We start from the raw sequence: 21903 nt of genomic DNA on the forward strand, positions 1-21903 counted from the left end.
TGACGTACCGGGCAAAGCAGCGGATTGCAACATGCCCCCGCACCGGGTCACGGAAACTCAAGCCGCGGAACCTTCATGCTCTGGCCATTCAACCATCTCAGGAAGTTGCGACCGTCCCCGCGCGGGACCATCGAGCCGATCTATGGCATGATCGTGGCGCAAACCAGAGAACCGTTGTTTTATAGACACTTAAATGTCCCTGACACGGTCGAGGGACGGTTCGATCTGTTGATTCTGCACCTCTGGCTGGTGCTGCGCCGGCTGCGCGGGGTGGGGGCGGAGTTGTCGCAGGCGTTGTTCGACCGGTTCTGCGACGACATGGACGACAATCTGCGCGAGATGGGGGTGGGCGATCTCACGGTGCCCAAGCGGATGCAGAAATTCGGCGAGGCGTTCTACGGCCGCACCGCGGCCTATGACCTCGCCTGGTCGGAGAGCGAGGCCCAACTGGCGGACGCGCTGCGGAAGAATATCTTGAACGGAGAGCATCCGGACAGCGCGGCCGGACTTGCCGCCTATGCGGGACGGGTGGCCGCGCAACTTGCCGCCATCGACGACAACAAGCTGCTCGGCGCGACCTGGAGCTTCCCGCGCCCGGTGCAGCAGGACTGAGCGACATGAGCAGAGACAGAGAACACTCCCGCGAGACGCCGCGCGAGCCCGGCAAGGACCAACCGAGAGATCCTTGGCGAGCGGCGCCGGTGATCGTGGCGCAGATCCCCGAGGCCGGGCTGCATCGCGAGATCGAGGCGGATGCGGCCGCGCGCGCCGCGCTGGCCGAGATCGGCGAGCTGCGCGAGGTGCTCTCCGCCCATGCCTCCTTCGACGTGGTGGAGAAGCGCGACGGCAAGGTGCATGTCGAGGGCCGGGTGCGCGCCCGGATCGGCCAGACCTGCGTCCTCACCCTCGATCCGATCGAAACCGAGATCGATGAGCCGATCGATCAAATGTTCGCCCCGCCGGAGCAGATTCCGGAGCTGGCCGACTTCGTCGAGGACGATCCGAACAGCGAGGTCGACACCGCAGATCCGCCGGAGCCGATCATCAACGGCCAGATCGATCTCGGCCGTCTCGCCGCCGACGCGCTGTTCCTGGCCATCGATCCCTATCCGCGCAAGCCGGGCGCCGTGTTCGAGCAGCCGGCGGAGGCGGCCTCCGCGGAGGACCACCCCTTTGCCGCGCTGAAGTCGCTCAAAGCCGGTGCGGACGCGCCACCGCGTAACGGCCGGCCGAAGAAGCCCACCAAGGATTGAGACGTTACTCCCGACAATGGGATGCCGGCTGATCTTGGTCGGAAAGCTTCGAAAATGAGCGCAAGTGACTGTTCTTGAACGTCAATCTGCGCTTTTCCGGAAGTGCCGGGACGGCAACGGTTGCAAAATGGCATCGGGCCGGGAGGTTGTTTCGACACGGAGAGACGCTATTGTCGCGGCCGTGTCGGGGGCGACCAAGCCGCTCAGCCGGCCCTGGGACTGCCCCTTTGGCAGTGCAGGGCCTCTCACGACCACAACAAGACGGCCAAGCACGACACGGCCGAGACGAGATCAGGATCAGGTTTCCGGGACGTCATGCCTCAAAAGGTTCGAATCGCGCTGGACGCCATGGGCGGGGATTTCGGCGCGTCCGTCGTCATTCCCGGTGCCGCGATCGCGCTCAGCCGCCATCCCGATGCGGAATTCCTGCTGTTCGGCGACAGCGGCAAAATCGCTGCCCAGCTCGACCAGCACCCAAGGTTGAAGGCGGTCTCGCGCGTCATCCACACCGATGTTGCCGTCGGCAACGACGAAAAGCCGAGCCAGGCGCTGCGGCGCGGCCGCAAGACCTCGTCGATGTGGCTCGCCATCGAAGCCGTGAAGAAGGGGGAGGCTGACGTCGCGGTGTCCGCCGGCAACACCGGCGCGCTGGTCGCAATGGCCCGTTTCTGCCTGCGCACGCTGGATGGCATCGACCGGCCGGCGCTGGCCGCGATCTGGCCCACCACGCGCGGCGAATCGGTGGTGCTCGATCTCGGCGCCACCATCGGCGGCGATGCGCATCATCTCGTAGCGCTGTCGGTGATGGGCAGCGCGCTGGCGAGCGTGCTGTTCGACAAGCCCAAGCCGACCGTCGGACTCCTCAACATCGGCGTCGAGGAGATGAAGGGCCACGAGGAGATTCGCGAGGCGGCCGAGCAGCTGCGCGCGATGAACCTGCCTCAGCTCGATTATATCGGCTTCGTCGAGGGCGACGGCATCGGCAAGGGCGCCGCTGACGTGGTCGTGACCGAAGGCTTCAGCGGCAATATCGCGCTGAAGGCAGCCGAGGGCACGGCGCGCCAGGTCACTGAATTCCTGCGCGGCGCGATCCAGGCGAGCGTCATGGCCCGGATCGGCTACCTGTTTGCCCGCGGCGCCTTCGCGGCGCTGCGCGCCCGGCTCGACCCACGCCGGTCCAACGGCAGCGTGGTGCTCGGGCTCAAGGGCATTGTGGTCAAGAGCCATGGCGGAACCGATGCCGAGGGCTTTGCCTCCGCCGTCAGGGTTGGCTATGAGATGGCCCGCTGCGATCTCCTGACCAAGATCACTCAAACACTCAATCGCGACGGCGGCGCATTGGCGTCCGAACCGGTCGCCCAGGAGGCTGTCTCGTGACAATTCGTTCGGTCGTGCTCGGCTGTGGCTCCTATCTTCCGCAGCGGGTCGTGACCAATGCCGAGCTGGCAAGCCGCATCGAGACATCTGACGATTGGATCGTCCAGCGTACCGGCATCCGGGAGCGCCATGTTGCGGCTGACGGCGAGTTCACCTCTCACCTTGCGATCAATGCCGCCCGTGCGGCGCTTGCGGCAGCCGACGTCGATCCGCAGTCGATCGATCTGATCGTGTTGGGCACGTCGACGCCTGACAATACCTTCCCGGCGACCGCAGTCGCCGTCCAGAACGGGCTCGGCATCCATCATGGTGCGGCGTTCGACCTGCAGGCGGTGTGCTCCGGCTTCGTCTTTGCGCTCGCGACCGCCGACAATTTTCTGCGCAGCGGCTCGTTCAAGCGCGCGCTGGTGATCGGCGCCGAAACTTTCTCGCGCATCCTCGACTGGAATGACCGCACCACCTGCGTGCTGTTCGGCGACGGCGCCGGCGCCCTGGTGCTGGATGCCCAGAAGCAGGACGGGACCTCCGCCGATCGCGGCGTGCTGACCACGCATCTGCGCTCCGACGGCCGGCACAAGTCCAAGCTCTATGTCGACGGCGGCCCGTCCTCGACCCAGACCGTCGGTCATCTCCGCATGGAGGGCCGCGAGGTGTTCAAGCACGCGGTCGGCATGATCACCGACGTGATCGTCGACGCTTTCGAGGCGACCGGCCAGTCGGCCGAGACCATCGACTGGTTCGTGCCCCACCAGGCCAACAAGCGAATCATCGACGCCTCCGCCCACAAGCTGCACATCGCGCCGGAAAAGGTGGTGCTGACGGTCGATCGGCACGGCAATACCTCGGCCGCGTCGATCCCGCTGGCGCTCGATGTCGCCGTCAAGGACGGCCGGATCAAGAAGGGCGACGTGGTTCTGTTGGAGGCGATGGGCGGCGGATTTACCTGGGGCTCGGCGCTGGTGCGCTGGTGAGCCATTCCGTCCCACGAGATTTAGCTGGGGCGATTGACGCTTAGCCCTGCAGTTCCGTTCACGCTGCTGTTGACCATCGCCGCTTAACCTCTTAATTTCCGGAGCGAATTATTCGCCGTGAGTTTGGGGCAGGCGATGGCGGGAACCGGAAAAACAGTTACACGGGTTGATCTGTGCGAGGCAGTCTACCAGAAGGTGGGCCTGTCGCGGACGGAGTCGTCCGCCTTCGTCGAGCTGGTCTTGAAGGAGATCACCGACTGCCTCGAACGTGGCGAGACGGTCAAGCTGTCGTCGTTCGGCTCGTTCATGGTGCGCAAGAAGGGTCAGCGCATCGGACGTAACCCGAAGACCGGCACGGAAGTGCCGATCTCGCCGCGGCGGGTGATGGTGTTCAAGCCGTCCGCGATCCTCAAGCAGCGCATCAACGGCCAGCAGTCCAACGGCAAGATGAACGGCGACGCGGCTGCCTCCGAGTTCAGCGCCGAGACCGAGTAGCCTCGGGTCCGGCCCAGAGCGAGCCCGGCCCGCCGGGCCGGCCCAAAAGTGTCATTGTCAGCGTAGCCTAGCGTCACATCTTGTCAGCACGATCGAAGGGGAACGGGCATTTGGACAAGGCGCCGGATGCGTTTCGGACGATCAGCGAGGTCGCGCAGGAGCTCGACATTCCGCAGCACGTGCTGCGGTTTTGGGAGACGCGGTTCGCCCAGATCAAGCCGATGAAGCGAAGCGGGGGCCGGCGCTATTACCGGCCCGACGACGTCGATCTGCTCAAGGGCATCCGCCGTCTGCTCTACAGCGAAGGCTACACGATCAAAGGCGTGCAGCGGATCCTGAAGGAGCACGGCGTCAAGTCCGTGCAGGGGCTGGCCGACAGCTCCGCCGCAGTCTCCTTTGGCGCGCTCGAGGAAACCCTCGGCCAGGCCATGATGGAAGAGGAGCCGATCGGCGAGGCCGAGGTCGAATCGGAGGATGAAGAGGAGGAGGCCTCCGAGGAGGAAGGCATCGATTTCCGCTTCGTCGACACCGAGGACGACATCCTCGACACCTTCCGTGTCGGCCCACCCACCCGCGCCGGCATGAAACCGGAGGAGCGCGACAAGCTCGAAGGCGTGCTCAAGGAGCTGCTGGACTGCCGCGCGCTGCTGGATCGGGCGATGAAAGAGGTCTGACGCGCCGGGTGAGAGGGGGGACTATAACCCTCCGCCCATCCCTCCGCCCCCACGAAACCCGCCCGCCCGACCTTGCATCCCATCCCAATCGCGGCTACAGGATCGGCCATCGGAGCGTGGCGCAGCCCGGTTAGCGCACTAGTCTGGGGGACTAGGGGTCGTGGGTTCGAATCCCGCCGCTCCGACCATTTTACATCGCTGTGATAGCGACCCGGATCGCCCGGATCGGGTGCAAGCTTGGCGCAGACAGATGTTGCGGTCGCCGGCACCGTTTCCCTTTGGAACCAGCCCATATCCGCGCTATTGTCCCTCATCCCCGGCTGAGGCTCTGCCCGTAGGCGCTGGGGGCTGAGAGACCGATTGCGCTCCCGCCTGCATGGTCAGGGAGCGCGCCGCAATGCGGAAGCACGTCTATTTTCCATTGAAGATCGATCGGATACGTTTCTGGGCCGAAAAAGCTATGAGCCGTTCCCGACCGAGGCGACGCCGAGCGACGCCGGGGGCGACAATGGGGGCGGCGGCACCCCTCCGGCTTGAGCATGGTCGATGATGGATCCTCTGTTCACCCGTGCCCAACGCGTGATCGACGAAAGCATCACGACCCGGCGGGAGCGCAGGCTCCATGCCGCGGTCGGAGGTCCTGCCTCATCGGCAGAACCATGACCGTGAGAACACGCGTGAGCGCGACGTGACCCCGTGAGCGCGTCGCGCCGGCTTTTCAACCCGCCGGTCGCCGCCTAAACTCCTGGCTTGGGGCTCCCGGTGCCCGTTCGGCGCCGGAGCTCGCTTTTGTTTTTGGATAATGCTCCGAGTTCCCGCATGGATGCCGCCGTCGTCGACACCTCCTTTGGTCATTTCGAGAACGCCGAGCAGATCGCCTTCTGGAACGGAGCGGGCGGGGCGCGCTGGCTGGCGCGGCGCTCGGAGATCGACGCGATGCTGGCGCCAGTGCAGGAGGCGCTGCTGGAGCGGGCCGCGATCCAGCCGGGCGAACAAGTGCTCGACATCGGCTGTGGTTGCGGCGCGACCCTGATCGCGGCGGCGGAGAAGGTCGGCCCCGGCGGCAGCGTGCTCGGGCTCGACGTTTCCGCGTCGATGCTGACATCAGCGCATGAGCTCGCGCCGGCCGAGGCGCCGGTCAGCTTCGTGCAGGGCGATGCCATGGTGCATCACTTCAAGGCCGCGAGCGCTGACCTCGTGATCTCGCGACTCGGCGTGATGTACTTCGCCGATCCGGTCCGCGCCGTGCTCAACATCCGCAATGCGCTGCGCTCGGAAGGCCGCGTCGCGTTCGCCTGCTGGGGCGAACTGCGTGACAATCCCTGGGCGCTCGAGCCGTTGCAGGCGGCCTATGACCACGTGCCCAAGCTGCCGGGCTTGCGGCCGCATGCGCCGGACGATTTCGCCTTCGGCGCCGCCGACTGGGCGGAGAAGGTGATGACCGATGCAGGCTTGCGCCGGGTCCGGCTGGAGCGTTGCGATGTCGCGCTCGATCTTGGCGCCGGCAGCGGCCTCGATGCCGCCGTGCAGACGGCGCTCGCGGTCGGCCCTGCCGGCCGCGCCGTCGCCGGTCAGCCGGCCGAGCCGCTGCAAGCTGCGACAGCGGCCGTGAGGAAGGCGCTCGCGCGCTACGCCAAGGGGCAGGGCGTCATGGTGCCCGCCTCGTTCTGGATCGTGACCGCCGTCGATCCGTAGTTCGCCGCGACGGATTCGTCGCGCGGCGGCATTCCGGACCGGCGCGGGCCGACCAGCACGTCTTCCGACAAAGAGAGAGCGTTTCACGATGCGCAAGATGACGAGCCTGCTCTCAACCATTGTCCTGGTGATCGCTTGTCCCGGGGTCTCGAGCGCCGACGTTCAAATCAACATGCAAGCGGGATCGCAGTGTTGGTCTTACCAAGGGCTGGATACGCGCTTCTACGGCAACTTTGCCGGCGGGCAGGCTCTGACCGTCGCGGTCGTGGAGCAGCAGTTGAACGAGAAGGGCGGGATGGAGGCCGTTGCTCATAACGGCGAGCAGGTCTGGGTGAACGGGCCCGATGGCTTTCTCAAGAGCGGCTACCGTGAGGAGCGCGACCGGATCGTCTACACCGACAAGCCCGGCCGCTACATTTTCAATTTGTATGAGCACGGAACGGGGGGCGCCTATCCTGTCTTCGTGAAGATCTGCGCGAGCAAGAAAGATCAGACCAATAAGAAGTGACACGATCCTTTTGTGCCGCCTGACCGAACCGCAAGATCGGTCGAGCGCATCCGCTGCGGGCGCGCTTAGTTGCGGCTGCCACGGAGCAGGGAACGATGACAGCGGCGCTGCGAAACTACCACGCCCGGATGCAACGGGTGATGGATCATATCGACCGGCATCTGGACGATGATCTGGATCTGGACGCCCTGAGCAGCATCGCGGCCTATTCGAAGTATCATTTCCACCGGCAGTTCACGGCGACCTTCGGTCTCTCGGTGTATCGCTACATCCAGCTCGCCCGCATGAAGCGCGCATCCTACCAGCTGGCCTATAGCGATGCTCAGAGCGTCACCGATGTGGCAATGGACGCCGGCTATGATGCGCCGGACGCTTTTGCCCGTGCCTTTCGACAGAGGTTCGGGCAGTCACCGTCATCGTTCCGGAAGTCTCCCGATTGGGAGCCGTGGCTTGCGGCCTTCGGGCCTCTCGACGACGCGAGGAGCAAGCTGATGCGGACGACCTTTACCCCTGACGACGTGACGATTCGCGATGTGCCGACCACGCCGGTCGCGATCATGGAGCATCGTGGCGATCCGGCGACGCTCGGCGCCACCATCCAGCGCTTCATCGCCTGGCGAAGGGCCGCGGGTCTCCATCCCCAGACGAACCCGACCTTCACGGTCTGGCGCTCCGAGCGCCGTCCGGAGTCGCCGGCCGACTATAGCGTGGACCTGTGCGTCGGGACCGATCAGCCGATCGCCGACCACGGCGAGCAGATCAAGGCCGGCGAGATTCCAGCCGGCCGCTGTGCCGTGCTCCGCGTGGTCGGCAATACGCACAATCTGGAGCCCGCCGCGATCTATCTCTACCGCGATTGGCTCCCCGCCAGCGGCGAGGAGGCGCGGGACTTCCCGATCTACTGCCAGCGGCTGAGGTTGTTCCCGGAGGTGCCGGAGCATGAAACGGTGGCGGATCTCTTTCTGCCATTGAAATAGGTCGGCGATGGCGACCTGTCGAAGGCGCGGCAGGTCGCCTTCTTCGAAGTCCCAAGCTGCACGGAACGCAGCTTGTTTTGAGAGGTTCTAGTTCCCGGTCGGAACCGCAACGCCAGCATCCGCGTTGTCCCCCGCAATGGCCGGGGTGTGGCGATACACCCTGACATTGAACCTTTGCGCGTACGCGCCAACCAACCTGTATTCGGCTCGATGCGGAGCCGGGTTTCAGGAAATTTCAGACTGACGTCGGGGTTTACCTCGATGTGCTGTTCATTGTCGTCGTAGGAGGCGCGTATGGTCCTCAGGACTTTGAAGCTTTCGCTGTCGGTTTTTGCCGCTGCAACGTCGGTGTTGTCGCTGTTTGCCGTGAGCTGGGTCGGTCTTGCGCTGCTGGGCTATTGATCAATTCACCTCATGATGCATAGAGATCGATTGCATCTCGCCTGACGGAAAAACGCCCGGATCGATGACGATCCGGGCGTTTTCGTTTCGACAGAGGCCAAGCCGGCAGCTCGATGTCAGGCAAGCGCCTTCTCCACGGTCTCGATCAGCACACGCAACGATTTGTCGTGACGCGTAATCGGCGGAATGGCCCGGGTAATGTCGAGCAGCTGATAGACCGCCATCTGCGCCGCGCGCACCGAATATTCCACCGTGAACACGACATCATCGGGGATCTCGACGAACTGGCTGATGAAGGCGAGGTTCCTGGAGGTCGCCGGCACCGGCAGCGGCCGGTCGCTCTTATGGCGCGGCATGAACATGCTGGTGATGTAGGGCAGGCGGCAGGGCACGCAGCTCGCATTGTCGAACACCGCGAGCTCGAAGTTGAGATGGCCGCACAGCTCCTTCAAGATTTCGGCGCCGCTGCAATCCGCCATCGCCTTCGGCACGAAATTGCCGATGCGATCGGGGTGCAGCGCATAGCCCCAGAACACCTGCACATCCCGGGGCTGACCGACGAAATGCGGCTGGTGATACAGCACGATCGACATGAGCCAGTTGGACTCGGTGAAGGTGACGAGGCCGCCGGTGCCGGCCTTGTTGCCGCTGAAGGCTTCCATCGCGTCGAAGAAGCGCGGATTCCGGCAGGTGACGGTGAAGGACTCCCAGCAGGATTCCGGAATCGAGGAGTTGAACGCGTCGGGATTGCCGAACTCCGGACGACCCTGCGCGATCTTCTCCCACAACGCCCAGCCCTTGCTCTCGCGCTTGGTCAGCCGTGGCGGCGGCGCGTATTGCGAGCCGAGGCTGGTGGCGTCGGTCATCGAGCCGTTCTGGAAGAACACGAGATCGTCGGCCGCGACAGTTAGCGCCTCGGTCTTGCCATTGCGATCCAGCGTCAGCTGCGTCACCACATGCTTGCCGGCCTCGGTCGTGATCGCCATGTCCGTGACGTCGACACCGCCCTCGAAGTTCACGCCATGGCCTTCCAGCCATTTCATCAGCGGCACGACGATCGCATCGTACTGATTGAACACGGTGCGCTTGACGCCGGCGAGCGTCTCGATGCGCGGAAACTCGTTCATGAAGCGATGCAGATAGCGCTTGAACTCGACCGCGCTGTGCCAGGGCTGGAACGCGAAGGTCGTCTGCCACATGAACCAGAACTTCGTGGTGAAGAACGGCGGTGACAGCCAGTCGGTGATGCGGGAGTTGCCGAGCTTCTCCTCGGAGGCTTCCGTCAGCCTGACGAGCTCGAGCCGGTCCTGCATCGAGAAGCCCATCGTCGAGACGTCGACCTTGTGGCGGTTGCGATCGACCAGGCGCGCCTGCGAATGCGCGACATGGTCCTTGTTAAAGGCGAGCGTCTCGTCGCGCACCGTGCGGTTCGGATCGCTGCCGCCTGGGATGGTCGAGAGCAGATCCCACGTGCATTCGTAGTGATCGGTGGTCAGCATGCGGCCGCCGCGCAGCGAGAACGAACCGTCGGGCAATTGCGTGCCGTCGAGACTGCCGCCGAACGGGAGGTTCTTCTCAAAGATGCTGATGTTGCTGCCCGCGACGCCGCCGTCGCGGATCAGAAATGCCGCTCCAGCAAGGGCGCCGATGCCACTGCCGATGAAGTACGCTTTCATGATGTCACCTGGATCGTCTGTTACGATCCGGGGCTTAGCGGCTGACAGCAGTGGCGGAACTGATCCAGGTCAACTCGCCTGGGGCGCAGCGATCACGATCTCGCGCGGCGCGCAGACCTCAGCGCACATTGTCGCGACGCCATTTTTCCAGATCCTTCTGGGCCTCGGCGGGCCATTTCGCATCCGCCGGCACGATCAGGAGTGGCTTGTCGTTGTAGCGCATCGCCACCGCGACCCGCTTGGTCGCGGCATCCATCACCACCAGCGCCGCGGTGGTGCTGCAGTTATGCAATTGGCAGGCTTCGCCGATGAAGATCTTGCCGTCGTAGCGGACCTTCCCCAGCCCGCTCAGGGTCCATTGGAGATCAGGATATCGGGCGCTCGACACTGCCGCCTTGAGCGCCTTGGCCAGCTCGGCGTATCCCAGGAGCTCCTCCGTATTGTAGATGGCACCGCGGCCCAGCGCGTCCCATCCCTTGGCGGCGGTCTGGAATTTCAAGTCCTCGACCGGACCGAATCCGTTCGCCGTCCATGTCCAACGGTGCCCGCGGAGTGTCGACCTGGGCGCCGTCTCGAACACGATCCGATCGGGCTCGATCGTCTGTTTCACGATCGCGCAGTTATTGAGCGGCCCGTCCAGGCGAACGGGCTGGTTCGCCGTGAACCGGAGCACGAAGGGCGATTCGTCGCACGCGTTGCCGCCGTCGCTGCTCGAGCCGATCACGAAATCGGTGGCACCGATCCGGCCGTTGTTGTCGAGATCGATGATGTGCTTCGTCAGGAGCAGCTTGCCGTCGACGAACAGCTGGTCGTCATCGTCGGGCGGGACTTCCTTGATCTCGATGGTGTGACCGAACAGCTCGGTCTTGACAGGTTTTGCGAATGCAATTCCGGGAACCAGGCAGAGAACAATCAGCAGGGCACGCATGTCCAATCGGGCCTTCACTGTGAGACAGTGGTTCAAGCGAATGATTTCACCGCTGCCTGCAATAGCACCTTCAACGATTTGTCGTAAGGCGTCACCGGCGGAATGGCGCGGTCGATGTTCATGAGCTGATAGACCGCGTGCATGGCCCCGCGCACCGAATATTCGATGGTGAACACGGCATCCTCCGGCAGCTCGACGAACTGGCCGAGGAAAGCGAGGTTTTGCGAGGTCGGCGGCACCGGCAATGGCCGGTCGCCCGGGTTGCGCGGCATGAACTCGCTCATGATGTAGGGCATCCAGCACGGCACGCAGGTGGCGTCGTCGAACACCGTGAGCGGGAAGCGCAGGTGCCCGCACAGCTCCTTCAGGATCTCCGCGCCGCTGCATTCGGACATCGGCTTGGGCACGAAATTGCCGACGCGATCGGGATAGAGACCATAGCCCCAGAAGATCTGGATGGCTTCGGGCTGGTCCGGAAAATACGGCTGGGCGTACAGCACGATCGAGAGAAGCCAGTTCGAATCCTTGAAGGACACGAGGGCGCCGGTGCCGGCGACGTTGCCGCTGAAGGCCTGCATCGTATCGAAGAAGCGCGCGTTCCGGCAGGTCACCGTGAACGACTCGAAGCTCGACTCCGGGATGTTCGAATTGAAGATCGCGGGATTGCCGAATTCGGGCCGGCCGGCGGCGAGCTTCTCCCACAGCGCCCAGCCATGGCTGTCGTGCTTGGTGAGCTGCTTCGGTGGGCTGTCATGGCTGCCGAGGCTGGTCGCATCGGTCATCGAGCCGGCCGTGTAGAACACGAGGTCGTCGGCGGCGAGATCGATGCTGCGGCTCGCGCCGTTCTGCTCGAGGTCGAGGCGCGTGGCGCGATGCCTGCCGTTCTCCGTCGAGAGCGCGATGTCGGTCACATCGGCACCGCCGACGAAGTTAACGCCGCGGTCCTCGAGCCAGCGCATCAGCGGCTTCACGATCGAGTCGTTCTGATTGTAGACCGTGCGCTTGACGCCGCCGAGCGTATTCATCGTCGGGAATTCGTTCATGAAGCGGCGCATGTAGCGCCTGAACTCGACCGCGCTGTGCCAGGGCTGGAAGGCGAACGCCGTCTGCCACATCAGCCAGAAATTCGTGGTGAAGAACGGCGGCGACAGCCAGTCCGAGATCAGCGAATTGCCGAGCTTGTCCTCGGAGGTCTCGGTCAGCCTGGTCATCTCGATGCGGTCCTGCATCGAGAAGCCCATCGTGGAGACGTCGACCTTGTGCCGGTTGCGGTCGACGAGGCGCGCCTGCGCATGCGTGACATGCAGCTTGTTGAACATCTCGGTTTCGCTGAGGATGTTCTCGGACGGCTGGGAGGCGCTCGGGATCGTCGACAGCAGATCCCAGGTGCATTCATATTGCGTGGTGGTGAGCATCCGCCCGCCGCGCATCGAGTACGAGCCGTCCGGCAACCGGGCGCCATCCAGACTGCCGCCATAGGGCAGGCGCTTCTCGAAGATGGTGATGTTCTGCCCGGGCACGCCGCCGTCCCGGACCATGAATGCTGCGCCTGAGAGCGAACCGATGCCGCCGCCGATGAAATAGGCCTTCATGATGCCGACCTGCGATTTAAAGGTTTGAAACAAAATAGGAAAAATGCCGGCAGGCGCGGCGAATCACTGGCCGTAACAAAGCCTGCCAAGCGTCATGTTACCGCAGCGGGATAAATTAGTCGTCAACAGCTTGAGGTCGTTTGTCCGGGTGCGGCGCAATGTCCCGGGGCGCGCGGTCTCTCCATCGTCATTGCGAGCGCAGCGAAGCAATCCAGAGTGGTGTGCGGGACTCTGGATCGCTTCGCTACGCTCGCGATGACGGGGAGGAGTGCGGTAGGGTGGGCAAAGGCGCGCCCGCGATGTTGTTGATAGGACCTTCTCCATCGCGCGCCGTGCCCACCGCGGTCCCTCGGTCGACAATGGTGGGCACGGCGCCGCAGCAGCGTCGCGCGTCGATGCAGCGGAGCAGGGCGCCTTTGCCCACCCTATGCACTGCGCTCGCAATGACGAGGCAGCTCATATCGAGCTACGTCATTAGCAACCTGAAACGATTAGTACATCGATTTTCGCGAGGTACGGACCCCGTCCTCAATGCCCCGCCATGTGCCGTCCGATCTCCGTCAGGTCGGCCTCGCCGGCGCGGGTCTCGTAGACCAGCTGGCCGTGGAACATCACGACCAGCCGGTCGGACAACTCCAGCAATTCGTCGAGATCCTCGCTGACCAGCAGCACGGCGGCGCCGCGGTTGCGGGCGGCCATGATCTCGGCGTGGATTTGGGCGACGGCCGCGAAGTCGAGGCCGAAGCAGGGATTGGCGGCGATCAGCACCTCGACGTCATGGCCGAGCTCGCGGGCCAGCACCGCGCGCTGCACGTTGCCGCCTGACAGCGCCGAGATCGGCGTATCCGGCGTGCGCGTCTTGATCTTGTAGCGGTTGATCTTGCTGGTGGCGTCCTTGCGGAACGCCGATTTGTTGAGCCACCAGCCGCCGCTTGCGAACGGCGCGCGATCGAACTCGCGGAGCGCTATGTTGTCGGCGACGCTCATGCCGCCGACGCAGGCGTTCTTCAACGGCTCCTCGGGCAGCAGCGACATCTTGTGCCGGCGCATCTCCTCGCGGCTCGCAGAGTAGGGCGCGCCGGAGACCCGGACAGCGCCGCTCTCGGCCTCGCGCTGGCCAGCGAGCACCTCGACCAGCTGGCGCTGGCCGTTGCCGGAGACGCCGGCGATGCCGACGATCTCGCCGGCGCGGACGGTCAGCGACAGATCCTGCACGGCGAGGCCGCCGGCATCGTCGCGCGCGACCAGTTTCTCGACCTCAAGCCTGATCTTGCCGGCTTCGCCGGTGCGGGACGGCTGCACCGTGAGCTGCTCGGCGCCGATCATCATCCGCGCCATGTCGTCGGGCGTCAGCTCGCTGACCTTGCCGCGCCCGGCGAGCTTGCCGCGGCGGAGGATGGTCACCTCGTCGGCGAACGCCATCACCTCGCGGAATTTATGGGTGATCATCAGAATGGTCAGCTCGCCGGCCTCGACCATCTTGCGCAGCATGCCCAGCACCTCGTCGGCCTCGGCGGGCGTCAGCACCGAGGTCGGCTCGTCCAGGATCAGGAAGCGGCGCTTGAGATAGAGCTGCTTGAGGATCTCGCATTTCTGCCGCTCGCCGGCGGAGATGTCGGAGACTTTTGCGTCGAGCGGCACGCGGAACGGCATGCGCGACAGGAACGCCTCCAGCTCCTGTTTCTCCTTCGCCCAGTTGACCACCGCCGGCACGTCGTCGCGCGCCAGCACCAGGTTCTCGGCCACCGTCATCGCCGGAACCAGGGTGAAGTGCTGATAGACCATGCCGAGGCCGAATGCGTGCGCGTCCTTCGGATTGCTGATGGCGCGCTCGCGCTCGGCGATCAGCACGTCGCCCTCGGTCGGGCGGTAGTAGCCCATGATGCATTTGACCAGCGTGGACTTGCCGGCGCCGTTCTCGCCGAGCAGCGCGTGAAACGAGCCGGGCCTCACCTTCAGCTCGACATTGTCGAGCGCGGTGAACGCGCCGAAGCGCATCGTCATCGCGATGGCCTCGACGCCGAATGCGCCCGCGGGCGTCGGATCCTCGCCGATCACGACAGCGCCTCGATCAGCGCCGAGGAGGTTGCGACGGCGCCAAAGACGCCACCTTGCATCTTGATCATCTTCAGCGCGTGGTCGTGGTTGCCCTTGTCGGTGGCGCCGCAGCAGTCCGACAGCAGCACGCATTCGAAGCCGCGGTCGTTGCCCTCGCGCATCGTGGTGTGGACGCAGACGTCGGTGGTGATGCCGGTGAGCACGATGTTCTGGATGCCCTTGAGGCGCAGGATCAGCTCGAGGTCGGTGGCGCAGAACGAGCCCTTGCCGGGCTTGTCGATGACGATCTCGCCGGGCAGCGGCGCCAGCTCGGAGATGATCTCCCAGCCCGGCTCGCCGCGCACCAGGATGCGGCCGCACGGGCCGGGATCGCCGATGCCGGCGCCGATCTGCTGCGAGCGCCAGCGCTTGTTGGCGGGAAGGTCGGAGAGGTCGGTGCGATGGCCCTCGCGGGTGTGGATGATCAGGAAGCCCTGCGCGCGCATCACCGCGAGCAGCTTCTTGATCGGCTCGATCGGGGCGCGGGTCAGCGAGAGGTCATAACCCATCTTGTCGACATAGCCGCCGACGCCGCAGAAATCGGTCTGCATGTCGATCACGATCAGCGCCGTGTTCTCTGGGCGGAGATCGCCGTTGTACGGCCACGCATAGGGCTCGGACCGGATGGTGCGCTGGGTCATGTGCAATCTCCCGGAGATCAGCGGGTAATGGACAGCTCGGCCGGCGCGCCGCTGAGGGTGCGCTTCGGCGAGCAGGTGATGATCATGATGAGCAGCGTCAGGATGTACGGCGCGGCGTTGAACAGATGATAGCCGGAGGTGACGCCGACCGATTGCAGCGCCGGGCCGAGCGCGGCGGCGCCGCCGAAGGCGAGCGAGGCCCACAGGCACAGCATCGGGTCCCAGCGCGCGAAGATGACGAGCGCGACGGCGGTGATGCCCTGGCCGGAGGACAGGCCCTCGTTCCAGCTGCCGGGATAGAACAGCGACAAAAACGAGCCGCCGATGCCGGCGAGGAAGCCGCCGGCCATGGTCGCGCGCAGCCGGATCGCCAGCACCGAATGGCCCATCGCGCGCGCCGCGTCGGCGCTCTCGCCGGCGGTGCGGATGAGGAGGCCCCAGCGCGTGGTCTTGAACGCCCAGAACAGGATCGGCGCGAGCGCTACTCCGATCAGGAACAGCACGTTGATGCGCAGCGCGGCGCGGACCTGCGGCACGTCGCTCCACCAGCCGAAATCGATCGCCGGCAAGCGCGCCGCCGTGGGCTCGATCAGCGGCTTGCCGAGGAAGAAGGCGAGCCCGGTGCCGAACAGCATCAGGGAGATTCCGACCGCGACGTCGTTGACGCGCGGCAGCGAGCAGATGCCGGCGTGCAATGCGCCTAGCAGCGCACCGGTGAGCCCGGCCGCCAACACGCCCAGCCACGGCGAGCCCGAGAGATAGGAGATGCCATAGGCGCTCATCGCGCCCATCACCAGCGTGCCCTCGAGGCCGAGATTGATGCGGCCGGAGCGCTCGGTGATGCATTCCCCTAAGCTGACGAACAGAAAGGGTGTGGAGACGCGGATGGCGCCGCCGAGCACCGCGAGCGGCACGGTCCAGAGTCCGATGTTGCCGTCAGCCATGTCTCACGACTTTCCCTTGAGCAAGCCGATGCGCCCGTAGAGCGCGTCGCTCGCCAGCACCGAGATGAAGATGATGCCCTGCAGCACCAGCACCGAGGCATCGGGCAGGCCGAGCCGGCGCTGCAGCAGGCCGCCGGAGGCATTGATGCCGCCGAGCAGGATCGCCACCGGAATGATCGCCAGCGGATTCTGCCGCGCCAGGAACGCCACCAGGATGCCGGTGAAGCCGTAGCCGACCGCGAGATTGGCGTTGGTGCGGCCCTGCACGGCGGCGACTTCGACCATGCCGGCGAGGCCGGCGCAGGCGCCCGCCAGAAAGCACACGGTGAGGATCAATTTGCCGACAGAGAGACCGACGATCTTGGCCGCGCGGATGTTGCCGCCGGCAACGCGCGCGGCGAAGCCGAACGTCGTATGATAGATCAGCACATAGGATGCGACCGCCAGGATCAGCCCGAACACCAGGCCCCAATGCACGTCGGTTCCGGGGATGCTGCCGATCATGTTGGCGGCGCCGATCTCGCGCGTCGACGGCTTGTTGAGGCTCGCCGGATCGCGCATCACGCCCTCGACGAGATGGTTGAGGATCGCGAGCGCGATATAGACGAGCAGCAGGCTTGAGATGGTCTCGTTGACGCCGCGATACTGCCTGAGGCCACCCGACAGCAGGATCCACAATCCGCCGCCGGTCATGCCGGCGATCACCATCGCGACCTGGACCACCAGCGGCGGCATGCCCTGCAGCGCCAGTGCGGCCGACGTCGCCGCGAGCGCGCCGATCAGCAGCGCGCCTTCGCCGCCGATGATCACCATGCCCAACTGCGCGGGCAGGGCGGTGCACAGCGCCGTCAGGATCAAGGGCGCCGCGCGGCTCAGCGTGTTCTGCCACGAGAACCAGGTGCCGAACGCGCCGTAATACATGTACCAATAGAGATCGAGCGGGTTCTTGCCGAACAGCGCGACGAAGATGCCGAACACGACGAGCGCGGCGACCAGCGCCGCGCCCGGAATCAAAATGTATTCAATGCTCGCGCCATGGCGTTGCAGAAAGCCTGCATCAGCGGCCGGCGCGATGGCGGCCGCATCAACCGGATCGGCCGCCTCCGTGGTCACGACGTCGCTCCGATCACGCCCTCGACCAGATAGTCCATCTTCTCCAGCTCCGGATCCTTCTGGCCGCGCTCGGTGCCGGCGGTGATCACGGTGTTGCCCTTGTTGTCCTTCAGCGGGCCCTTGAAGATGGTGTAGCCGTCGCCGAGGAATTTGGCCTTGATCTCGTCGGCATGCTTGCGCGCCTGCTCCGACACGGCCTCGCCGTAGGGCGAGATCTTGACCACTTCCTCCTTGAGGCCGCCGCGATAGAAGTTCGGGATGCTCTCGCCGGCCGCGAGCATCTTGACGAACTTCGGATACAGCGCCTCCCAGTTCCACTCGGCGCCGGTGAGATACGCCTTCGGCGCAAGCGGCGACTGGTTGACGTGATAGCCGGTGACGAAGGCGCCGCGGCGCGCGGCGTTCTCGACCATCGTCTTCGGACCGTCGACATGGCAGGTCAGCACGTCCACGCCCTGGTCGATCAGGCTGTTCGTCGCCTCGGCTTCCTTGACCGGCATCGACCAGTCGCCGGTGAAGATCACCTGCGTGGTGGCCTTGGGATTGGCGAGTTGCGCGCCGAGCGTGAAGGCGTTGATGTTGCGCAGCACCTGCGGGATCGGCTTGGCCGCGACGAAGCCGAGCTTGCCGCTCTTGGAGGTGTAGCCCGCGACGATGCCGGCGATGTACTGCGCCTCGTCGATATAGCCGAAATAGGAGCCGGCGTTCTTCGGATCCTTCTCGCTCCACAAGCCGCCGCAGTGCTCGAAGCGCAGCTTCGGATACTTCGCCGCCATCTTGATCATGTGCGGGTTGTAGTAGCCGAACGAGGTTGGGAACAGCAGCGTGGCGCCGTCGAGATTGATCATCGACTCGATCGTCTTCTCGACCGCGTCGGTCTCCGGCACCTTCTCCTCTTCGATGACCTTCAGCCCGGGCAGCTTCTTCAGCGCCGCGGCACCTTGCGCATGCGCCTGGTTGTAACCGTAGTCGTCCCGCGAGCCGACATAGATGAAGCCGATCGTCGTATCGCCAGCGAAGGCCGGCCGCAGGCCCGCGGCTGCGCCGAGCGTCAGCGCCGCGCCACCCTGCAACAGATGCCGTCGTGAAATCCTGCCAAAGTCCATTGGTGTGCTCCCTCGGCGAGCCCCGAAGCCCGCGCTTGTCATCGAGGCATCGCCGGCACGGCGGAGCCTCGTGAGGGAGCTCTTCAAGCTTTGTGCCAGGGCCTGCGGTGCCAACGGAAGAGGTAAGCCACTGAAATACCTACGACTTGCGGCTGACTGCGTTATGGGCAGTGAAGCGCGTCGGCGAGATTGAGCTTATTTTTTCATCAATCGACTTCAATTGTATGCAACGAGTTCAGCGTATCGAGACCCTCAGACCGTCACCCGGCATGTTCGCGCACTGAGGTTTTGAGAACTTGTTTCGAGGCGCCAAGCTCTCCCCCAGGCGGTCGGCTCTCCCCACGTCATTGCGAGCCACCCGGTCCGCGCGAAGCACGGCCGGATGACAGGCTCCGCGAAGCAATCCACGGGCTCTGGGCGGAACTCTGGATTGCTTCGCTGCGCTCGCAATGACCGAGGAAAGAGCGGCGCACACGACGCTGCGGCCACGCTTGGCGCGGCCTGTCATGTCAGGATGATGCGCCTCGGACCAGTCAGATCCCGAGCAGCCACACGGCGACGATGGTGCCGATCACGGCAATTCCTGAGATCGTCCAGCCTGTGACATAGGCGCCGTTATCGGCGACGACCTGGTCGACCATCGTGTCGCGCCAGCTCTCGTCCTGCCAGTGCCCCTGTTGGTACGCCATGCGAACCTCCTCGAGCCTGCCTCCCCATGGAATATGTCGGGGACGATCGCGCGCGGTTCAACCGGTGGATGAATCTTTTCGGTGGTGCGCCGCAACGCCGAGCCGCGACATCTGCTCTGGTCTTGTCCGGCCAACGCCCTAAGCTCAGTACGCGTTCCGCGAAGAGAACGAGCAAGTCGCCGGCGCCAGTCGCGCCGGCCGCAGGGAAGGACAGACCTCGATGAAGGATTTTGCCGGCAGGACCGCCGTGATCACCGGAGGCGGCACGGGCATGGGCCGCGAGCTCGCCCGCCAGCTCGTTGCCGAGGGCTGCAACGTCGCGATGTGCGACGTCTCGACCGAGGCGATGGCCGAGACCAAGCGGCTCTGCGAGTCCGACGGGTTGCCGCAGGGCCTGCGCGTCACCACCCACGTCGCCGACGTCTCGATCGAGGCGCAGCTGCAGCGCTTCCGCGACGAGCTCGCCGAGCAGCAGGAGACCGACAAGATCCATCTCTTGTTCAACAATGCCGGCATCGGCGGCGGCGGCAGCCTGTTCAGCAACAGCCGCGAGCAATGGGAGCGCACCTTCAACATCTGCTGGGGCGGCGTCTATCTCGGCGTCCGCACCTTCCTGCCGATGCTGCTGAAGGCCGACGAAGCGCACATCGTCAACACCTCGAGCGTCAACGGCTTCTGGGCCTCGGTCGGCATGGGCGTCTCGCACACCGCCTACAGCGCCGCGAAATTCGCCGTGAAGGGTTTTACCGAAGCGCTGATCAACGACCTCCGCCTCAACGCGCCGCACATCAAATGCTCGGTCGTGATGCCCGGCCATATCGGCACCTCGATCGTGTCTAACTCGCGCAAGGTCCAGAGCGGCGGCGCCTCCGACGAGCTCAGCGACACCGAGATCGCCCAGGCCCGCCAGCGCATGAAGGGCATGGGGATCGATGTCTCGGCGATGAGCGATCAGGACATCCAGAACGCCGCCCGCGAACGCGCCCGCAGCTTTCTCGAGGACGCGCCGACCACGGCCGCGCAGGCCGCGAAGATCATCCTCGGCGGCGTGAAGGCCGAGCAGTGGCGCATCCTGGTGGGCGAGGACGCCAAGCTGCTGGATATGCGCGTGCGGCAATCCCCGGAGCAGGCCTATGAGCCGGAGTTCTATCAGCGCTTCGCGCAGGAGGCGGGGTGGAAGCTGGGGTAGGGGGGCTGCTGTTAGTTGGAACGCGAGCTCTGGCCGCGGAGACGGTGTGCTCCCCTCCCCCTTGCGGGGAGGGGTCGGGGGTGGGGGTCTCCGAGTCCCGCTGCTTATGATGAGATTAGATCTCATGGACGATAGCAGACGATCATTTGCTCACCGCATGCGCGCCGAGCCCACCGAAGCCGAACGCATCCTCTGGCAGCATCTTCGCCACGATCTCAAGCTTGCCGGCTCTCACTTCCGTCGTCAGGCGCAGATCGGACCCTTCATCGTCGACTTCGTCAGCCGCAAAGGCAAGTTAGTGATCGAAGTCGATGGCGGTCAGCACGATTGGCAGCAAGAAGAAGACGCTGCCCGCACGCGACAGATCGAAGCGCTGGGCTATCGCGTTCTTCGCTTTTGGAACAATGATGTGCTGGGAAATATCGAGGGTGTGCTTCATGAAATTCAGCGCCTGGGGACCCCCACCCCCGACCCCTCCCCGCAAGGGGGAGGGGAGACGAGACTGCCGCGCCGTCCCCGCAGAACGCGGCGACCGAGCAAAGCGTAACGCTGCGAAGCGTCGAGGCGGATAGGGCTGTAGGATCTTTGCTACGTCGCCTCCTTCACTACCTCGACGACGCCACCCGATACGCCATCCGCGTATGGCTCGGGCAGTACGGCAAGCCCTCGATCGGCTTCGAGCCGCAGAAGCAGAAATCATCTGCGCCCGGCGTCGAGATTGGCCAGCGGCAGCGTTCCTTGGAGAGTTCGAACAGCGAGCAGCCGTTCTCGACAGGGCCGGCCGGCGGCTCTTCGATCATGATCGGCGGCGGATCGTTGGGCACCGCGCGCAGGATGCGGCGGCGCAGTTTCGGCACGGGGCGGCGGGCGCCGTCGCGGGCGTTGTCCCGGACCATGCGCCTGGTGTCGCCGCCATTGTCGCGCGTCAGCGCGAGGCGGGAGATCTTGCCGATCACGGCATTGCGGCTGACGCCGAGCTCGGCGGCAATCTCTCGGCAGGTCAGCCCGGCCTCAAAGTGCTGCTTCAGGGCCTGGAGCCGTTCCTCGGTCCAGGTGGGTTGTGTCTGTCGTTCGGCGGGCATTGTGTCGCTTCCAAGTTTGATCCGTCCTGGATCGTCCTGGCCGACGGCTGCACCCGAAACTGTCTCCGCTTGACGTGTCCCTGTTACGCCCGTCCGTTGTCGCGAATCGACAGCAGCCCGTCCTTGATGGCGAGCCGGATGCCTTCTTCGATCAACGTTCTGCAGACACCCGGAACGCTGGTGCCGTGGGTGCCCTGTTTCACGAGCTTTTCGAGATAGCCAATGGTTGCCAGGGCCAGGGTTACGGGGATGCGGTCAGTTTCGGCTTTTTCCGTCGCCATGCCTAAAAGCTAGTCCGTAACCGGTGTACAGAAAAGTAACTTTTTAGACTCTATTAGGAATCCAATAGGTTGTACAGCCACTTGGGGATAAGTGGTTAAGGCATTGAATTTTAAAGAAATGTGACGAATCCGGCGGGGCGCGGCGGTGACTCTCCGCGCGCTCGGCGAGTCCCGGTCCGGAATGGTACGGGCAACAGGCCGACGGGAGGATTC

The 21903-nt window shown here is 64.7% G+C and carries 22 protein-coding genes and 1 tRNA gene; 12 read left to right on the forward strand and 11 right to left on the reverse strand.

Features of this window, described 5'->3' with window-relative positions:
* The first annotated feature begins 75 nt into the window (after positions 1–75).
* The 10 genes from NLR35_RS06220 (at position 76) to NLR35_RS06265 (ending at position 7950) form a co-directional block, all read left to right on the forward strand.
* Entirely contained in the window at positions 76–612 is a 537-nt protein-coding gene (locus NLR35_RS06220; protein ID WP_257165663.1) for a ubiquinol-cytochrome C chaperone family protein, read from the forward strand.
* A 5-nt stretch (positions 613–617) separates the two neighbouring features.
* The gene (locus NLR35_RS06225) at positions 618–1253 is read left to right on the forward strand and encodes a DUF177 domain-containing protein (protein WP_257165664.1); all 636 of its coding nucleotides are present in this window, start codon (positions 618–620) and stop codon (positions 1251–1253) included.
* 315 nt (positions 1254–1568) lie between these two features.
* On the forward strand, positions 1569–2630 hold the full coding sequence (gene plsX / locus NLR35_RS06230; protein WP_257165665.1) for a phosphate acyltransferase PlsX: 1062 nt from the start codon (positions 1569–1571) through the stop codon (positions 2628–2630).
* Positions 2627–3601: a beta-ketoacyl-ACP synthase III gene (locus NLR35_RS06235; protein WP_257165666.1), complete on the forward strand. Its 975-nt coding sequence runs from the start codon at positions 2627–2629 to the stop codon at positions 3599–3601. The genes plsX and NLR35_RS06235 overlap by 4 nt, the downstream gene beginning before the upstream one ends.
* 135 nt (positions 3602–3736) lie before the next feature.
* Positions 3737–4096 carry an integration host factor subunit alpha gene (locus tag NLR35_RS06240; RefSeq protein WP_257165667.1) on the forward strand — a complete coding sequence of 120 codons (360 nt, stop codon included), beginning with the start codon at positions 3737–3739 and terminating at the stop codon, positions 4094–4096.
* A 110-nt stretch (positions 4097–4206) separates the two neighbouring features.
* Positions 4207–4770: a MerR family transcriptional regulator gene (locus tag NLR35_RS06245; RefSeq protein WP_257165668.1), complete on the forward strand. Its 564-nt coding sequence runs from the start codon at positions 4207–4209 to the stop codon at positions 4768–4770.
* 110 nt (positions 4771–4880) lie between these two features.
* A tRNA-Pro gene (locus NLR35_RS06250) sits at positions 4881–4958 on the forward strand.
* A gap of 631 nt (positions 4959–5589) precedes the next feature.
* Complete coding sequence (locus tag NLR35_RS06255) at positions 5590–6465, forward strand: class I SAM-dependent methyltransferase (RefSeq protein WP_257165669.1); 876 nt, start codon at positions 5590–5592, stop codon at positions 6463–6465.
* Between the two features lie 88 nt (positions 6466–6553).
* Positions 6554–6973 carry a hypothetical protein gene (locus NLR35_RS06260; RefSeq protein ID WP_257165670.1) on the forward strand — a complete coding sequence of 140 codons (420 nt, stop codon included), beginning with the start codon at positions 6554–6556 and terminating at the stop codon, positions 6971–6973.
* 95 nt (positions 6974–7068) lie between these two features.
* Positions 7069–7950: a GyrI-like domain-containing protein gene (locus tag NLR35_RS06265; protein WP_257165671.1), complete on the forward strand. Its 882-nt coding sequence runs from the start codon at positions 7069–7071 to the stop codon at positions 7948–7950.
* 518 nt (positions 7951–8468) lie between these two features.
* On the opposite strand, the gene NLR35_RS06270 is transcribed toward NLR35_RS06265, so the two are convergent.
* The 9 genes from NLR35_RS06270 to NLR35_RS06310 form a co-directional block, all read right to left on the reverse strand.
* Entirely contained in the window at positions 8469–10028 is a 1560-nt protein-coding gene (locus NLR35_RS06270) for an oleate hydratase (protein ID WP_257165672.1), read from the reverse strand.
* Positions 10029–10146: 118 nt separating this feature from the next.
* Positions 10147–10956, reverse strand: a complete 810-nt coding sequence (locus tag NLR35_RS06275) for a hypothetical protein (RefSeq protein ID WP_257165673.1) — start codon at positions 10954–10956, stop codon at positions 10147–10149.
* Positions 10957–10988: 32 nt separating this feature from the next.
* Positions 10989–12548 carry an oleate hydratase gene (locus NLR35_RS06280; RefSeq protein WP_257165674.1) on the reverse strand — a complete coding sequence of 520 codons (1560 nt, stop codon included), beginning with the start codon at positions 12546–12548 and terminating at the stop codon, positions 10989–10991.
* 528 nt (positions 12549–13076) lie between these two features.
* Positions 13077–14552 (reverse strand): ABC transporter ATP-binding protein, encoded by a 1476-nt coding sequence (locus NLR35_RS06285; RefSeq protein ID WP_257165786.1) that lies wholly within the window; start codon positions 14550–14552, stop codon positions 13077–13079.
* Between the two features lie 50 nt (positions 14553–14602).
* A complete protein-coding gene (locus NLR35_RS06290; RefSeq protein ID WP_257165675.1) occupies positions 14603–15286 on the reverse strand; it encodes a cysteine hydrolase family protein in 684 nt (227 codons plus the stop codon).
* A gap of 17 nt (positions 15287–15303) precedes the next feature.
* Positions 15304–16230 carry an ABC transporter permease gene (locus tag NLR35_RS06295; RefSeq protein ID WP_257165676.1) on the reverse strand — a complete coding sequence of 309 codons (927 nt, stop codon included), beginning with the start codon at positions 16228–16230 and terminating at the stop codon, positions 15304–15306.
* Positions 16231–16233: 3 nt separating this feature from the next.
* Positions 16234–17343, reverse strand: a complete 1110-nt coding sequence (locus tag NLR35_RS06300; RefSeq protein WP_257165677.1) for an ABC transporter permease — start codon at positions 17341–17343, stop codon at positions 16234–16236.
* Positions 17340–18449, reverse strand: a complete 1110-nt coding sequence (locus NLR35_RS06305; RefSeq protein WP_257165678.1) for a BMP family ABC transporter substrate-binding protein — start codon at positions 18447–18449, stop codon at positions 17340–17342. Before NLR35_RS06305 ends, NLR35_RS06300 begins: the two co-directional genes overlap by 4 nt.
* Positions 18450–18982: 533 nt before the next feature.
* Positions 18983–19138 (reverse strand): hypothetical protein, encoded by a 156-nt coding sequence (locus NLR35_RS06310; protein ID WP_257165679.1) that lies wholly within the window; start codon positions 19136–19138, stop codon positions 18983–18985.
* A gap of 220 nt (positions 19139–19358) precedes the next feature.
* Here NLR35_RS06310 and NLR35_RS06315 point away from each other — a divergent pair, with 220 nt between their 5' ends.
* Positions 19359–20327: an SDR family oxidoreductase gene (locus NLR35_RS06315; RefSeq protein WP_257165680.1), complete on the forward strand. Its 969-nt coding sequence runs from the start codon at positions 19359–19361 to the stop codon at positions 20325–20327.
* A 124-nt stretch (positions 20328–20451) separates the two neighbouring features.
* Positions 20452–20874 carry an endonuclease domain-containing protein gene (locus tag NLR35_RS06320; protein ID WP_257165681.1) on the forward strand — a complete coding sequence of 141 codons (423 nt, stop codon included), beginning with the start codon at positions 20452–20454 and terminating at the stop codon, positions 20872–20874.
* 58 nt (positions 20875–20932) lie between these two features.
* Here the strand turns inward: NLR35_RS06320 and NLR35_RS06325 are convergent, their stop codons facing one another.
* Entirely contained in the window at positions 20933–21409 is a 477-nt protein-coding gene (locus tag NLR35_RS06325) for a GcrA family cell cycle regulator (protein WP_257165682.1), read from the reverse strand.
* 83 nt (positions 21410–21492) lie between these two features.
* Positions 21493–21690, reverse strand: a complete 198-nt coding sequence (locus tag NLR35_RS06330; RefSeq protein ID WP_006614936.1) for a hypothetical protein — start codon at positions 21688–21690, stop codon at positions 21493–21495.
* Positions 21691–21903: the final 213 nt, after the last annotated feature.

The organism is Bradyrhizobium sp. SRS-191 (assembly GCF_024586915.1).
Lineage (GTDB): Bacteria > Pseudomonadota > Alphaproteobacteria > Rhizobiales > Xanthobacteraceae > Bradyrhizobium.